Raw genomic sequence first — 14,762 nt, forward strand, 5'->3', positions numbered from 1 at the left:
CTGGGGACCCGGTGTCTCAGTAGTCCGACGGCACACCTGCGGGGAATGTGAGGCGACGCGCCGGCCTCACACTTCGGTGCGTCGTCTCGTCGATCTGGTGAGAGCGGATGCACCAGAGGGAAAGTCGGGGATTCGATGACCGTCCCATCCGAGCCGGGACACGGCCGGCTCGATCCGGGCCTGAGCGTGATCATGAGCGAGCGGCGTCAGCTGATCAATCTGGCGTACCGGTTGCTGGGCTCGCTGGCCGATGCCGAGGATGTCGTCCAGGAGACGTACGCCCGCTGGTACGGCATGTCCCGGCTGGAGCAGGAGGCCATCGAATCTCCCGGTGCCTGGTTGACGAAGGTGGCCAGTCGCATCTGCCTGGATCTGCTCGGCTCGGCACGGGTCCGGCGCGAGAGCTATGTGGGCGAGTGGATCCCGGAGCCGCTGCCCGAGCGTACGGAGTGGATCAACGGGCGGGGCGGCGGCACGGTCGACCCGGTCGACCGGGTCACGCTCGATGAGTCGATCAACATGGCGTTTCTGGTCGTGCTCGAGTCGATGACCCCGGCCGAGCGTGTCGCGTTCGTCCTGCACGATGTGTTCCGGTATTCCTTCGCCGAGGTGGCCGAGATCGTCGGCCGTACCCCGGCGGCATGTCGCCAGCTGGCTTCCTCGGCCCGCCGTCGCATCCGCGCGTCGCGGGCTCCCGCGGCTCCGGCCGCCCAGCGGGCCGGTCTCGTCAGGGACTTCAAGCGGGCCTGGGAGGCCAAGGACATCGACGCCCTCATCGGCCTCCTCGACCCCGCCGCCACGATGATCGCCGACGGCGGCGGCCTGGTCAGCGCCGTACTCCACCCGATCGAAGGCGCCGAGCAGGTCGCCCGCTACATCATCGCGATCACCAACCGGGCACCCAACCTGACGATCTTGGAGCGTACGGTCAACGGTCAGCCCGGTCTGGTCGCCCAGTACAACGGTGTCACCGTGACGGTGGCGGCGTTCGACGTGCCAGGCGACCGGATCAAGCGCATCTGGGCGGTACGCAACCCCGAGAAACTCTGGCCGTGGACGGTGGGGCCACAGCGGCTTCCCAAGCAGATCATCGAGCCAGACCGGGGGGAAGCACATCGGGCCTAGGCCTGCTCATCGACAGGGCGGCTCCCGTACGGCGGGCGAATCCTTCGATGGACCGGCCCGTGGCCATCACACTCGGCCTCGCCACGTTCGTTGGGCGATCACTGCTCGCGGGCGGCGAGGTGGTCGGGGCGCAATCGCGCCATGGCCCCATGCGCGGTATCCCCTTCGGACGGTTCCCGTCCGGGCAGCCGCCGGATCACGACGCCGACGAAGCGGTCGTGGCGCACCAGACCGTAGTGCCGGGAGTCCCAGCTGGTCGCGCGGTTGTCGCCCAGCACGACGAGAGCTCCGCGCGGCACCACCGTGCCTGCCACTTCGTGGACATCCGGATGCTCCCATTCGACAGGCACCTGGTCACCCGGCACGGCCACGGCCCGCTTGATGAGGAGCGTGCGGTCCCGCTCGGGTACGGGCTCGTCGGTGTGCGGCCCGCCGGAGTAGACGAAGACGACTATCTGTCCCGCGCGGACGCGCTTCGTCCTGCGGACCAGCAGGCGGTCGCCCGGTCGCAACGTCGGTTCCATGCTCGTACCGCGGACGGTCGTGGCCAGGAAGCCGAGGCGGGCCCAGAGCGCCAGCAGGCCGACGGTCAGCAGTATCCCGGCGGCCGGAAGAGCAAGCTTCACAGAGCCTCCTGGTATCCGGCGGCCTGGAGCCGGAAGAGCCTGGCGTAGCTGCCGCCGGCGGCGAGCAGCACGTCGTGCGACCCGTGTTCGGTGATCCGTCCGTCGTCGAGGACGGCGATGTAGTCGGCGTCGCGGACGGCGCTGAGCCGATGAGAGATCAGCAGGCTGGTCCGGTCCTCGCGGTACTCCCGCATGCGGGTATGGATCTCGTGTTCGGCCTCCGGATCCAGGCCGGAACTCGGTTCGTCGAGAATCATCAGATCCCTGTCGTTTCGCACGAAGGCCCGGGCGAGCGCGAGCCGCTGCCATTGACCGCCGGACAGGACGACGCCGGTCGCCGGATCATCCTTGTCGTCCCCGATCACGAAGATGCGGGTGAGTGGCGTGTCGTAACCCCGGGGAAGGGCGGCGAGCGTGTCGTGCAGCCCGGCACGTGCGGCCGCCTCCTCCATGCGTCCCTGGTCGTGCCGTGCGCTCAGGTCGCCGAGGCCGATGTTGTCGCGGGCCGTCATGTCGTAGTTCATGTGGTCCTGGAACACGGCGCTGATCCGCTCGCGCAGCATGGCCGGGGGGATGTCGCGCAGATCCGTTTCATCCCACAAGATCTGACCTCGGGTCGGGTCGTACATCCGGCACAGCAGCTTGACCAGCGTGCTCTTGCCCGCGCCGTTCAGCCCGACGAGTGCGACGGCGCATCCGTGAGGGATGGTCAGGTTCACCCCACGCAGGACCCAGGGATGGTCGTCGCTGTAGCGGAACCACACGTCCCGCAGTTCGATGCCCTGCCGCAGCGTCGGTGCGTGCCCCTGCTCCGTGTGCGGCAGGTCCGGTTCGGCCGTGACGACGGCGATGTAGTGGGCGAAGGCGAGCAGCCTCGCCTGCCAGCCGGTGATCGACGACCTCAGCGTCCCCAGGGCGGACTGCACGCCGCCGACGGCCGCGAGGAACATGGAGACGTCTCCGATGCTCAGCTCGCCGCGCCGTGCCGCGGCGATCGCCCACCACAGGCCGACCCCGGCCACCCCCGCGCTCAGCACCGTCAGTCCGGCCTGGGTACGGAGTTCCCGCAGGTCCATCCGCCGGATCGCCGCGTCCGCCGACAGTCGTTCGCCGATCATCCGGGCGCGCAGGAACGCCCCGATGCCGAAAAGGCGGATCTCCGTGGCCGCGGCCACCCCGGTGAGCAGCTGGATATAGAAGAACTCCCGCCGGTAGTACTTCTCGATGTTCCATTCCGTGCTCGCTCGGCGCCGTGCGAGATACAGCTCGGCGACGAGGGCGGGAAGGGCGGCCAGGAGCACCACGGTGGTCATCACCGGGCTGAGGATGAGCAGGGATGCCACGAAACCGACGAGGGAGAGCACGCCGCCGAGACCGTTGCCGATGCCGTCCACCAACTCGGCGATGCGACCGGTGGCCCCCTGGGCCAGCCGGAGGCGATCATGGAATGCCGAATCCTCGAAGGCGCGCAGCCCGACCTGGCGTCCGACCGCCACGAACAGCCGCTCGGTGGCGGCCAGGTTGGCGGCCCGGCCGATGTGGGCCCTGAGGTGACGGAGCATCGCCGGGAGGACGGCGGCTCCCAGTCCGGTGACGGCCAGTCCGAGCGCGAGTTCCGCGACCGCGCCGCCCGGAGTCGTCAACCGGTCGATTACCAGCTTGGTCAGCCACGCGGTCGCGATCGGCGCCGCGGCCGCGACGAAGGTCAGCAGCAGGAGTACCGTCACGTCCACCGATGCCGCCCGCCAGATGAGCGAGAGGGCCTCAGCGATGGAGGCGCGCTGCTCTCGCAGGCTGACGCGCAGATCCCTCTTCGCTACGGCGCTCACCGCCGCCCCTTGCCCGCGGCCATGTCGTACCGGTCCGGGAGGGGCAATTCCTCCATGCGAGTGCCCACGGCGACGATCCTGTGGTCGTCGCCGATCAGATACAGCATGGGGGTCCACGTGTTCTGGAACGCGCGCGCCACCGCTCCGCCGTCGCGGTCGGCCACGACGACCCGGGCGACAGCTGTGAGGGCCCGCACCGCCGCCTCGTCGTCGCCGCCGAACACCGCCAGCACGTTCTCGCGCCCCAGTTTCCGCGCCTGCTCGACGAAACGCGGCAGCAGCCGATGGCAGGGTTCGCAGCCGGAGGAGAAGAAGCCCACCACCCCGGTCAAGGTGGCGGCGGACACCAGTTCGCCGTCAGTGGTGACGGCGGTGAACTCCCCGATGGAAGAGCGCGGTCCCAGCGCGGGCGGCGCCCCCGCTGCGACGCCCGTCTGGACGGCCTGCGCTCTCAGCCGGCGCAGGACCCCGATCACGAGCGACAGGTTCAGCAGGCACAGCACACCGAGCAACACCACGGCGGCGGCAAGGTAGGGCATCAGGAGCTCCTCGCGAACAGGTCGACGACGTCGTCGAAAGAAATGATCAGGATCGCTCCGGCGACACCCGCCGTGGCCGCCACCGCCAGACCGGCCGGAGCCGGAAGGCCCTGTGGCGCGAGCCCGCCGAGGACCGTGCTGATCAACAGCGCGCCGTTACGGACGAGGTGACGGCGACCGACCGGCTCGCTGGACGCGCCGAAGCACCGGCACGGAGCCTGCCGCCCCCGTCGTAGGACGCCGGCGATCGCGGCGGTGAACGCGGTGAGCAGGGCGCACGCGAGCGCGAAGCCGTACGAGGCCGCCCGGGGCACCGCCAGGAGGATCGGGGTCGCCGTCTCCGCAGCGACGACGACCAGGGCCAGCGGCCGGACCAGGCGGGCCCTGACCGGGGCGAGCGTTGGAAGTGATCGGGCGAACCCCCTGAAATCCCGCAGCTTCGACACTGCGGAGGCCGCGAAGACCACAGCGATCAGGGTGGCGCACGCCGCCCTCACGTACTCCATGCCCATGTCACTCCTCGCGGGAAGCCCGGGTGGCGGCATGGCGCCGCCACCCGGTGTCGTCACGGCCGCCGGTCAGCAGGAGCCGACGTAGGTCCACTTGCAGCCGGTCTGCGCACAGCACTCGCGCCACCAGAGGCCCGGGTGGCCGGCCGCGTTGCACACGTCGCGGTAGTCACAGGCGGACGCGGTGGTCTTGGGGACGATCCGATCGATCATCCGGTCGATGAGACGGCTCACGATGCTCTCCTTCGCGTTTCGGACCGAAGTCGCCGATCACGCTTCCGGGCGGTTCGGTCCATACTTCGTCCCCCGTGAACCCGGTTGACACGGGGGTGATCACGGGTTCAGCATCGGCCAGGAAAGTGGCCAAAACCCTGCAGATTTCTTAATCACCTGGTCGACGTGAGAACCGGCAGAGCTCGCGGTTACGGGGGAGAGAACATCGTGGAGTTACGCATGCTGGGCCCGATGGAATTGTGGACGGCAGGCCGGCCGGTGGATCTCGGACCTCCGCGGCAGCGGGCCGTGTGGGCGGCCGTGGCGGTGGACACCCCACGGCCGGTGCCTGCGGAGACCTTGGTCGATCGGGTGTGGGGCGAGGCTCCGCCGGAGCGGGCACGGCACACGCTCCATGTCTACCTGGCCAGGATGCGGCGGGTGCTGGAGCAGGTGAGCGCCGGCGAGGAAGCATCGGCGCAGCTCAGGCGCCGCAGCGGAGGGTACGTGCTGGACGTCGATCCCGACAGCATCGACCTGCATCGTTTCAGGCGCCTCGTCGGACAGGCGCGAAGCGGGAAATGCGCGGAGACGGAGGAGGCCGGGCTGCTGCGGCAGGCTCTGGGCCTGTGGCGGGGCACCCCCCTTTGCGGCATCGAAGGCGACTGGGTGGACCGCGTGCGACAGGCATGGCACCAGCAGCACCTCGACGCGGCGGTGCGCTGGGCGCAGGCGGAACTACGCCTGGGCGAAGCGGTCACGGTCATCGGGCCGCTCGCCGACCTGCTGCTGGAGAACCCCTTGGCGGAGCCGTTGGTCACGGCGCTGATGCGTGCTCTGCACGCCGCCGGACGCATCCCGGAGGCTCTGGACTGCTACGACACGTTTCGGCGACGGCTGGCCGACCAGCTCGGCCTGGACCCGGGAAAGGAACTGCGCGAGCTGCACCGGGCGCTCCTGCGCGGGAACGGAGGGGAGTCCGGACCGGCAGCCACACCGCCGACGGCGGCCGAAACCGGCACGGCTTCACCGGCGACCGCGGACGTACGGACCACGCCACCGGCGCAACTCCCTTTGGACGTGCGCGGGTTCACCGGGCGCGGCACCGAGATCGCCGAACTTGATGAGATCATCGCCCGCGCTGCCGACCAGCCCACCGCGGTCCTGATCGCGACGCTGTCGGGCACGGCGGGCGTGGGAAAGACGGCTCTGGCGGTGCACTGGGCCCACAGGGCCGCCGCACGGTTCCCCGACGGCCAGCTCTACGTCAACCTCCGCGGATTCGCCGCGAACGGGCCGGTGATGACACCGGGCGAGGCACTTGGCGGGTTCCTGCACGCCCTGGCCGTCCCGGCCTCGAGCCTGCCGTCCGACGTGGACACGCAGACGGCGCTGTACCGCAGTTTGCTCGCCCGGCGCCGAATGCTGGTGGTGCTGGACAACGCCCGCGACGCCGAGCAGGTACGACCACTGCTGCCCGGGGCACCCGGCAGCATGGTGCTGGTGACCAGCCGCAACCAGCTCACCAGCCTCGTCGCCGTGGAAGGCGCCCATCCGCTCGCCCTGGCTCCGCCGGCCGCCGGCGAAGCGCGGCAACTGCTGGCGCGGCGCCTGGGCCCCGAGCGCGCCGCCGCCGAACCCGATGCGGTGGACGGGATCATCACCTGGTGCGCACGGCTGCCCCTGGCACTGGCGATCGTGGCCGCCCGAGCCGCCGGACATCCAGCCTCCCCGCTGTCGGTGTTCGCCGACGAACTGCGTGACGAGCGCGGGCGGCTCGACCTCCTCAGCGCAGGGGACGAGGCCGGCGAGGTCCGCGCGGTCTTCTCCTGGTCGTACCGCACGCTGGGGCCTGCCGCGGCACGCATGTTCCGTCTGCTCGGGCTGACCGCGGGCGCCGACATCGCCACGGCGGCCGCGGCGAGCCTCGCCGGGGTCACGTCGGAGACGGCGCGTGGCCTGCTCGCCGAGTTGACCGCGGCGGGCCTGGTCACCGAGCACCGGCCCGGCCGGTTCGCCTCCCACGACCTGCTCCGGGCCTACAGCGCCGAACTCTCCCGGCGGGACGATGCCGCCGAGGGGTACGCGGCGACACACCGGCTACTTGACCACTACCTGCACACCGCCCAGACGGCGGCCATGTCGCTCAACCCTCACCGCGACCCGGTGGTGGTGGCGCAACCCGGGCCGGGAGTGACACGGGGTGAGGTGCCGGATTCCGAGCGGGCGACGCACTGGTTCGCCGCTGAGCACCAGAACCTGCTCGCGGCCGTGCGGCACGCGCACCGATCAGGGTTCGACGTCCACGCCTGGCAACTGGCCTGGACCACGACCGAGTTCCTGGAACGCCGGGGGCACTGGACCGACCGTATGACCGTACAGCGCATAGCGCTGGAGGCCACGAGGCGTCTCGGCGACCGGACTAGCCAGATCAGGGTGCTCCGCGTCCTCGGCACCGCCTGCGCACAGCTCGGCCGCTTCGATGAGGCGCGTGCCCACCTGGGGGAGGCACTGGAACTGGCCACCGGACACGGCGACGACACCGCCCGCGCCAACGTGCACATCAGTCTCGCACTGGCGCTGGAGGGACAGGGCGACTACCGCACGGCGCTGGACCACGCCTCGGAGGCCCTGCTTCTGTTCCGATCGGCAGACCACGTCACCGGGCAGGCGAACGCCCTCAACATGGTCGGCTGGTGTCGCGCCCGTGTGGGGGACTACGCCGAGGCCCTCGCCTCGGGCGAGCAGGCCCTCATCCTGCAGCGGCGGATCGGCTCTCGGTACGGCCAGGCGGGCACGCTGGACAGCCTCGGCTACGCCCATCACCACCTCGGCCGCTTCGACGAAGCGATCGACTGCTTCCAGCAGGCCCTCGCCCTGTTCCAGGAGGTGGGTGCCCGCTCGTTCCAAGCCGCCGCCCTCACCCACCTCGGCGACACATACGCCGCGACGGGTGACATCGCCCAGGCCCGCGACCGCTGGCAGGCAGCCCTGACGATCCTCGACGAACTCAACGACGCGGACGCGGCGGCGCTCCGGAAGCGGATCGTGAAACACTTCGGCAGCGGCGCGACTTGAGTTGATCGCCGTTAGCGGGTGCTCTCTTCTGAGGCGGCGGCGCGAGCCACAGGGTGCAGGCGATGAACGCCCCCTCCTGCTGTTCGGGGAGTCCGTCGATCATCTGGTGCCAACAGCCGCGTATCCCCGTAGGACTGGGTGGGCTCACTGTGGCCGCTGGTGGATGTACAGTTCCCGCCGGTCGGCCTGCTGGACGGCACGCTGGTCGGGTACCGGCAGCTCATAGCGCACTTCACGGAGATGATCTCCGTGCTGCCGGTCGGCGTTGTAGACGGAGGGAAACTTCCAGATCGCCTTGACGAAGTTGGTCTGCCCACGCAGCAGGTTGCGGCCGATGATCCCCATCGTCTTGGCCGCGCCCGCCACGCCGAGGTGCTTGCGGTTCATCACCGCCTGCGTCTTCACCAGTTCCCGGTAGAACTCGCGCAGGGGAAGCGTCGTCGGGACCACGGCGTGCTGGATGTCGAACAGCCGGTAGTCACGTGAGGTGAGCTTGCGTGATTCGGTGTGCCAGATCTCCGTCCCGGGATAGGGCGTCATGACGGTGAGGTTGACGATCTCGGGTACCGAAAGCGCCCACTGGCGTACGATCTGGAACTGCGAGACATCCCAGGCGGGATCGACGATGAGGTTGATGGCGACGGTGAGCCCCATCGCGCGGGCGAGTTCGAGGGCCTTGACGTTCTGGTCGGGGCTGGTCCGCTTGCGATACAGGTCGAGTCCCTCCTCGTCCAGCGCCTCCATGCCGAGGAACATGTAGTTCAGCCCCAGCCGCCGCCATCGCCGGAACACCTCCGGGTTGCGCAGCAGCACGTCGGCGCGCGTCTCCAGGTAGTACTCCTTCCGCACCTTGCGCTTCTCCAGCTCCGCGGCGATCGCGTCGCCGTGCTCGGGCCTGATGAAGGCGACGTCGTCGACGATGAAGACTCCCGGCTCCCGGATCGAGGCCACGTCCTCCGCGGCCGCCTCCGGCGACAACTTCCGATAGTTGCGGCCGTAGAAGGTCCAGGCGCTGCAGAACGAGCAGTCCCAGGGGCAGCCGCGGGTGAACTCGACGGAAGCGGCGGGGTCGAGTACTCCGATGAAGTACTTGTCTCGGCGCCGGGTCAGGTCCCGCGCCGGTCGCGGCTCGTCCAGGCTGTCCAGGAGGAGCGGCGGTTTACGGGAGAAGCCGTCGGCGGTCACGGCCCCCGGCACCTCGAGAAGCCCTCCGTCGCGAGCGGCGTCCAGCAGCAACGGCGTCCCGACCTCGCCCTCACCTCGCAGGATCGCGTCCAGGGCCCCGTTGGACTGGGCGATGACGTGCGGCGCGATGAACGAGACACTGTGCCCGCCCGCGAACACGAAACAGCGCGGGAACATGCTTTTGACGCGCTGGGCCAGATCGAGCACCTCCGGCACGTTGGGCAGGTAGTTCAGACCGAATCCGACGGCTTCGGGTTCGAAGTCGACCAGTTCCCGACGCAGGTCACGGTGGGAGAAGATCTGTAGATCAAGAAGGCGCACCTGGTGACCCGCCGCGCGGAGCGCGGCCGCCACCCGTTCCAGGCCCAGCGGTTCCAACCGAAGGAAGATCTCCGAGTACATCAGGCCGCTGGGGTTGACCAATAGGGTGCGCATCCACACTCCCCGTTCTGCTCCGCCCGGCCCCGACCGCGGCGTCACGGCAGGTCGTAGCAGTCTGCTACCCAACCGATTCGTACCGTAATCGAGCGATATGCCCGGCAAGGCGGGTCTCCGCCCCGTGTGACGGCGCGGGCGGCGACCATGGCACTGGCGAATGCGCCGGCGGCTGGGCGATTCGTGAGCTCAACGGGTTTCGACTGCAGGGCGGCGTGTGGCCCCGGCGGCCTCCCTCACGTCCTGCTTCACCCGCGACACCGCTCGCCTGGTGACGACGCCTGTCTCACGCAGCCGTCCCACCCCCGACAGTGTGAGCACGGCGCCCGCGGTTAGGTAGCCGGCGGACAGCACGAGAGCAGCGCGTCGGGGAGACATTACCGATTCGAGCGCGCGGAGCAGCGCGACCGAGCTCGCGTGCGGTGCCAGCAGGCCGAAGACGCCGCCTGCCGCCAGCAGGCCGCCGCCGACACCCGCACGCCGCGTGTCTGCCGCCAATTCAGCGCGAAGCTGCGTGATCTCCTGGCGCACCAGTTCCGCCGCGTCCGCCGCAAGCCGGCTTGCGGCGTCTTCCTCGGCCTGGGACGGGTTGTCCGTCGACCGGGTCCGCGGCCCGCGTGCGGTGGGCGCGCGCGAAGGACCGGTTCCCAGACGAGGTGAAACTGCCGAATGGCCGGTTCGACCGGGACGCATTCAAAGCCTGGTGGACCAGCCAGAGCTGAACTCTCAGCGGTAGCTGTAGAGAGGGGGCGCATCGCTCGCCTCGGGGCGTTGACTGCCGTGCACTCAGGGAGTATCAACAACCATCGTTGATCTAATCCTGGATCGGTCAGCCGCATGAGATACAGGTACGACCGTGGGTAGCGGGAAGCGCCGCCCAAAGTTCAGGCCCCGGCTCAAAGGCAGGCCCAGGCCAGCGCGAGGCGGGCGTGTTCCTCGGTGGAAGCGGGCGACGACGTGGGTCGGCGTCACGGTGATCACGCCGGTCCTGGTCGCCGTCCTCACTGCGATCGCTAGTAAGCCGTTCGGCGACTCCGCCACGCCGCCCCCCTCCGCAGCGTCGACACCCACACCGCCCCCCTCCGTAGCGTCGACACCGACACCGCAGCCGACGCCCGCATCAAGCAGCCCATCACCGACCACACCTCCAGTGAAGGTGGTCGTGGCCAGAACGGAGCGCGTGGGCGATGACTGGTCGTGGATCTTCGCTGAGCGCGTCATGTTCAGCAGGGCCGAGTTACGCACCCTCAACAAGAGCGTCAGAGGAGGCAGAGGACAGGAGGAGTGGCTGCGCGCTCGAGGAGCTGTGGACCCTGAGGTGACGACAATCAAGCTGGTCGTACGCGGCGACCGCGACAAGCGTGTGCGGGTAACCGGCATGCGGGCGCTCAGCAAGTGCATGGCACCGCTCACAGGCACCTATATGAGTAACATCACCGCAGGGGAAGACACGCTCATCGGCGTCGGCCTGAACCTCGACCGACCAAACCCGCGCGCTCAAATCATCAAGCTGGACTCGAACGGTTTCCCTGGATGGCCGCTGGAGATGAGGGGGGATTACTTCGCGAAGAAGACCGTCTCCCTGAAGCACGACGAAGAGGCTGTGTTCGAGGTTTGGGCACAGACGCTCAAGCACTACTGCGAGTTCCGCCTAGAGCTGACCGTAGTCGACGGAGACAGGGAAGTGCAGCAAGTCATCGATGATCACGGCCAGCCATTCCGGGTGTCCGCGGACCTGCTCTCAGAAGAGGAGCTAGGCACAACGGTGATCCCCCACGCCTACGACGTGGTCTACTTCGGTGGAATCTTGACGAAGACCGGCAACTGGGCCCGCGTTAAACCCGACCAGCCCGAACCGAATGTGATCGCCCCCTGATGGGAATCGGGCGAGCCGCATCAGGCGCTGGGCTCGCGTGCAGCGGTAGAGCTCGGCAATCCTGACGGCAGACGGTAGGACGTTCGCCCAGATAGATCGGGTCCGGTGGAACCTGACACGATCACCTGGACGCGGGACGGCGCCACCTACACCGCCGTCATCCTCGCAGAGAAGCGGACCCCGAAGCCCGGCCAACGCTTCTGGCACGGCTGGATCCCCGTCGACACCTTCCCTGGCGGGTCGCCTGTCCGACCCGGTTCTCGCCCGGCCGGACGGCATCCCGGACTCCAACCCGAGGCCAGAGCCGGGCGACACCCCGTACCCGACGGCGGCGAAGACCCTCGTCGACGACGTCGCCTCCGGGGTGGCGTCGTACGGGGAGATCGGGCTCGGCGCGACGGCGACCGTGGACCGGGTCGAGTTCGCCAGCGGCGGGCTCGGCATCCGCAAGTCGCTGCCGAGCGAGGACATGGCCGACCGGGAGGAGCTGAGCGCTCGTCGGGTACGCCGTCGACGCGCGGGTGCCGGCGGCGCACCGGCCTCCCGACGGGGACGGCCGGGTCGTGTTCCTCCAGTTCGGGTCGGCGCCGATGGCGATGGACGTCGACGGCCACCACGAGCAGGACATGCAGTTGGCGGCGTTCACCCCGGAAGGGAAACGGATCGGCCTGCTGGACGTGCTCATCTCCAACCACGACCGGACGATCGCCAACTGGCTCGTGGACGGGGAGAAGGTGACAGGCATCGACCACGCGAACTCGGCGTTCGACCCGCCCGTCCCGGGTCAGCTGCCGCAGGTGCGGAAGCTGAGCCTGTTCACCGAGCACTATCTGGACATGCGGGGGGAGTGGAAGAGCAACGACCTCACCGCGGCGGACATCACAGCGACCCGGGAACGCCTCGCCGAGGTGCGGCGACGGTTCGAGGAGCTCGGCCGTCACGACTGGTGGGAGAACGTCAACCCCGGCTCGACAAGCTGGCCGAGCACGCGGAGAAGGGAACATCGTGAAGCACCTGTACTTGAAGAGTCTGAGCGGCAAGAACCACGGCCGCATCGCCCTGAACGACGACGGGACGGTCACCACGGACACGGCCGCCGCCGAGGACGTCTTCTCGTCCTTCGTCATCACCGTAGGCGACACCCGGGCGGAGGCGTTCGCGAAGTTCCTTGGCTAGTCCAACGGGTACGCCGTGGTGGCCGAGGAGCCTTGGCCTATGACCTAAGCACGTCCGGCCGCACATGATCCCGCGTCGTGAAGGATCGCGACCTGATCGACGCGTGGGCGGCCTGCCCCTGCTGCGGGCACGTGATCGGGCTGCACGTCCGCGATGTCGTGGACGCGCAGCGCGCGGTCGCCTTGCATGTGGCGGGTCGGCTGCACGGGTGGCGCATGAGCGCGCTCACTCTGCCCGCCCCCGCCAGCGAGCGGCCGGGCAAGTCGAAGCTCGCGTCGCGGATCCTCAACGACCTGATGGCGTTGCCGCCGGATGTGCGTCGGCCGACGCTCGCGTCCCTCGCGGTGGGGGATCTGGCGCAGATCCTCGCCGCGGCGGAGGACGAACTCGGCACCCGGTACGGGCTGTGGCTCGCAGATCCCGTGGGGTTTGTGGAGCAGGTCATCGGTGGCCTGCCGAGGCCGGCGCGGTGTTCATCAAGGGCCAGTTCAACTTGGGCACGGACGAGGGCCGCCGCGCGTACGAGAACGTCAAGTTCTTCCGCGAGCAGTGCGAGTGGTCGATTGGATACGCCGTCGTCCCCGGCCGCTCCAAGCGCGACAGTAGGGGCATCCGCCACATTTTCGAGTTGGCGTTGTTCGAGTACAGCACCGTGCTGGTGGCGGCGAACCCGCTCGCGATGACGCTGTCGGTGAAGTCACAGCTCTGCGGCGAGGCCAGCGTGGACGTGAACGTCCCGGACGGCGTAACCCCGCAGGACATCGCCGAGGCCGTCGCCCAGGTGCTGGAGCGGAAGGACGGCGGCGCGGACCGGAACAGAGGCAACGCCGAACAGCTCCGCCACTGGTATGTGCGCGGGGAAAGGGCGGCCCGCATCGCCTGGGGCACCGCCGTCCCGGACGGGCTGGATGCGGCCGACCAGCCGGGCCAGGCTGAGGAGCTTCGCAGGAGGCGCCGGTCAAGCCGGACTCGACCGCCCCGTCCGCGCAGCCGACCAGCTACAAGGAGCTGACGGTAGGGGAGTACCTGGCCGTGATGGAGATCATCGCCGCGTCCCTGGTGGTGACGGCGTGAAACGCTGGTGGCGCCGGCTTCTCGTAGCCCTGGCCAGGCCGGACGCCGTCGAGGTGAACCGGCTGCGCCGCCAGCTCCGCGACGCCCAAGAAGGGGTTCCGGTAGCAATCGCGGAAAAAACCAACGAATATAGGTCTGACCTGCATGGATAGAGCCTGGCCCCCCGGCGACAAGGCCGGGCTGCGGGACGTGAAGGGCGTGCTGGCCCACCTCAGCGACACGTTTGGCGGCCTGCTCATACTAGGACTGGCGCTGATGGTCTTGGTGTACTTCGCACCGGTGAACACGCTGTGGCCGTTCATGTCCACCGCCGGCGCGGTAGCCGTGGTGGGTCTGGTGGGCTCGGTCGCCGGCATCATCGCGTCCAACACCTGACTGGTCGACCGAGTCCGGCTGGCGGGATAGTCCGGCGAGATACCGCAATCTTGTATGTTTCCGCAGATCGCGGTGACCATCTGTACCATGATCCATCTCGCCGCTGATGATTGTCCCGTCGTTCCTCGACCCCGGACATGCGGAACGCCCCTTCGCGGCCGGGCCGCCGGGGGATTCACCGGCGCGTGGCCACGCGGGTTCGGCCAGGTTCACCCGGGTTCAGCCCTGGTCGCCGACCGGTTGATCCTCCTTCTTTTCCTGCTCCGTCTCGGCGTCCGGCTCTCCCTGCCCCACCTCGGCCTCCGGCCCGGCTCCGGCCTGCGCGGCGCGTGCCTGGAGCACCGTGGCCGCCACCACCATCACGATCCCCACCACCGCGACACCGGCCCCGCAGAGGATGACGACGCTCGCCACCTCGGGCTCCACCGGCGACGAGTTCATGCGTCTCAGGGCCTTGGAGAAGAAGCCCAGCAACTCGGCCAGCAACGGGGTCTGTCTCAGGACGATCAGGATGACGGCGAGAACGCCGACGCAGGTGGTGGTCACACCGGCGTTGCGGAGTCTGGCGATCGATCGAGGGGGCATGAGCGTGATCCTACGGAGGCGCGGCGACGGATTCCTCACCGTGCACCTGGCGTCCGACCCTCCGGAGGGCGGGGCGGCGTTCGCCCTGGGCGCCGTCGTCCCGCCAGCTGGAGGAACTGCTGCGCGAGCAGGAAACC

The 14,762-nt window shown here is 69.2% G+C and carries 14 protein-coding genes; 6 read left to right on the forward strand and 8 right to left on the reverse strand.

Going from position 1 to position 14,762, the window contains the following annotated elements:
* The first annotated feature begins 135 nt into the window (after window positions 1-135).
* The gene (gene sigJ, locus AB0I59_RS32140) at window positions 136-1,125 is read left to right on the forward strand and encodes an RNA polymerase sigma factor SigJ (protein WP_358138832.1); all 990 of its coding nucleotides are present in this window, start codon (window positions 136-138) and stop codon (window positions 1,123-1,125) included.
* 98 nt (window positions 1,126-1,223) lie between these two features.
* On the opposite strand, the gene AB0I59_RS32145 is transcribed toward sigJ, so the two are convergent.
* The 5 genes from AB0I59_RS32145 to AB0I59_RS32165 form a co-directional block, all read right to left on the reverse strand.
* Window positions 1,224-1,751: a S26 family signal peptidase gene (locus AB0I59_RS32145; protein WP_358138834.1), complete on the reverse strand. Its 528-nt coding sequence runs from the start codon at window positions 1,749-1,751 to the stop codon at window positions 1,224-1,226.
* On the reverse strand, window positions 1,748-3,580 hold the full coding sequence (locus AB0I59_RS32150; protein WP_358138836.1) for an ABC transporter ATP-binding protein: 1,833 nt from the start codon (window positions 3,578-3,580) through the stop codon (window positions 1,748-1,750). Before AB0I59_RS32150 ends, AB0I59_RS32145 begins: the two co-directional genes overlap by 4 nt.
* Window positions 3,577-4,119: a TlpA disulfide reductase family protein gene (locus tag AB0I59_RS32155; RefSeq protein ID WP_061259456.1), complete on the reverse strand. Its 543-nt coding sequence runs from the start codon at window positions 4,117-4,119 to the stop codon at window positions 3,577-3,579. The genes AB0I59_RS32150 and AB0I59_RS32155 overlap by 4 nt, the downstream gene beginning before the upstream one ends.
* Window positions 4,119-4,625, reverse strand: coding sequence for a MauE/DoxX family redox-associated membrane protein (locus AB0I59_RS32160; protein ID WP_061259503.1), 507 nt, complete (start codon window positions 4,623-4,625; stop codon window positions 4,119-4,121). The genes AB0I59_RS32155 and AB0I59_RS32160 overlap by 1 nt, the downstream gene beginning before the upstream one ends.
* Window positions 4,626-4,697: 72 nt before the next feature.
* Window positions 4,698-4,862, reverse strand: coding sequence for a hypothetical protein (locus AB0I59_RS32165; RefSeq protein ID WP_228642974.1), 165 nt, complete (start codon window positions 4,860-4,862; stop codon window positions 4,698-4,700).
* 219 nt (window positions 4,863-5,081) lie between these two features.
* On the opposite strand from AB0I59_RS32165, the gene AB0I59_RS32170 reads away from it, so the two are divergent.
* Window positions 5,082-7,919 carry an AfsR/SARP family transcriptional regulator gene (locus tag AB0I59_RS32170; protein ID WP_061259457.1) on the forward strand — a complete coding sequence of 946 codons (2,838 nt, stop codon included), beginning with the start codon at window positions 5,082-5,084 and terminating at the stop codon, window positions 7,917-7,919.
* A 144-nt stretch (window positions 7,920-8,063) separates the two neighbouring features.
* Here the strand turns inward: AB0I59_RS32170 and hpnR are convergent, their stop codons facing one another.
* On the reverse strand, window positions 8,064-9,539 hold the full coding sequence (gene hpnR, locus AB0I59_RS32175; RefSeq protein ID WP_358138839.1) for a hopanoid C-3 methylase HpnR: 1,476 nt from the start codon (window positions 9,537-9,539) through the stop codon (window positions 8,064-8,066).
* A gap of 189 nt (window positions 9,540-9,728) precedes the next feature.
* Window positions 9,729-10,232, reverse strand: coding sequence for a phage holin family protein (locus tag AB0I59_RS32180; protein ID WP_358138841.1), 504 nt, complete (start codon window positions 10,230-10,232; stop codon window positions 9,729-9,731).
* Between the two features lie 457 nt (window positions 10,233-10,689).
* Between AB0I59_RS32180 and AB0I59_RS32185 the strand changes: the two genes are divergently transcribed.
* The 4 genes from AB0I59_RS32185 to AB0I59_RS32200 all read left to right on the forward strand — a co-directional run bounded on the left by AB0I59_RS32185 (window position 10,690) and on the right by AB0I59_RS32200 (window position 14,040).
* Window positions 10,690-11,415 carry a hypothetical protein gene (locus tag AB0I59_RS32185; protein ID WP_358138843.1) on the forward strand — a complete coding sequence of 242 codons (726 nt, stop codon included), beginning with the start codon at window positions 10,690-10,692 and terminating at the stop codon, window positions 11,413-11,415.
* Window positions 11,416-12,420: 1,005 nt separating this feature from the next.
* Window positions 12,421-12,591 (forward strand): hypothetical protein, encoded by a 171-nt coding sequence (locus AB0I59_RS32190; protein WP_358138845.1) that lies wholly within the window; start codon window positions 12,421-12,423, stop codon window positions 12,589-12,591.
* A gap of 469 nt (window positions 12,592-13,060) precedes the next feature.
* On the forward strand, window positions 13,061-13,603 hold the full coding sequence (locus AB0I59_RS32195; protein WP_358138847.1) for an HK97 family phage prohead protease: 543 nt from the start codon (window positions 13,061-13,063) through the stop codon (window positions 13,601-13,603).
* A gap of 206 nt (window positions 13,604-13,809) precedes the next feature.
* A complete protein-coding gene (locus AB0I59_RS32200) occupies window positions 13,810-14,040 on the forward strand; it encodes a hypothetical protein (protein WP_358138849.1) in 231 nt (76 codons plus the stop codon).
* A gap of 219 nt (window positions 14,041-14,259) precedes the next feature.
* On the opposite strand, the gene AB0I59_RS32205 is transcribed toward AB0I59_RS32200, so the two are convergent.
* On the reverse strand, window positions 14,260-14,625 hold the full coding sequence (locus AB0I59_RS32205) for a hypothetical protein (protein WP_358138851.1): 366 nt from the start codon (window positions 14,623-14,625) through the stop codon (window positions 14,260-14,262).
* Window positions 14,626-14,762: the final 137 nt, after the last annotated feature.

The organism is Microtetraspora glauca (genome assembly GCF_040656155.1).
GTDB lineage: Bacteria > Actinomycetota > Actinomycetes > Streptosporangiales > Streptosporangiaceae > Microtetraspora > Microtetraspora glauca.

Bases quoted from the DNA above. Each gene is read 5' to 3' on its own strand.
- hpnR (WP_358138839.1), bottom strand. From the start codon at position 9,539: ATGCGCACCCTATTGGTCAACCCCAGCGGCCTGATGTACTCGGAGATC.
- AB0I59_RS32205 (WP_358138851.1), bottom strand. From the start codon at position 14,625: ATGCCCCCTCGATCGATCGCCAGACTCCGCAACGCCGGTGTGACCACC.
- AB0I59_RS32160 (WP_061259503.1), bottom strand. From the start codon at position 4,625: ATGGAGTACGTGAGGGCGGCGTGCGCCACCCTGATCGCTGTGGTCTTC.
- sigJ (WP_358138832.1), top strand. From the start codon at position 136: ATGACCGTCCCATCCGAGCCGGGACACGGCCGGCTCGATCCGGGCCTG.
- AB0I59_RS32200 (WP_358138849.1), top strand. From the start codon at position 13,810: ATGGATAGAGCCTGGCCCCCCGGCGACAAGGCCGGGCTGCGGGACGTG.
- AB0I59_RS32155 (WP_061259456.1), bottom strand. From the start codon at position 4,119: ATGCCCTACCTTGCCGCCGCCGTGGTGTTGCTCGGTGTGCTGTGCCTG.
- AB0I59_RS32180 (WP_358138841.1), bottom strand. From the start codon at position 10,232: ATGCGTCCCGGTCGAACCGGCCATTCGGCAGTTTCACCTCGTCTGGGA.
- AB0I59_RS32170 (WP_061259457.1), top strand. From the start codon at position 5,082: ATGCTGGGCCCGATGGAATTGTGGACGGCAGGCCGGCCGGTGGATCTC.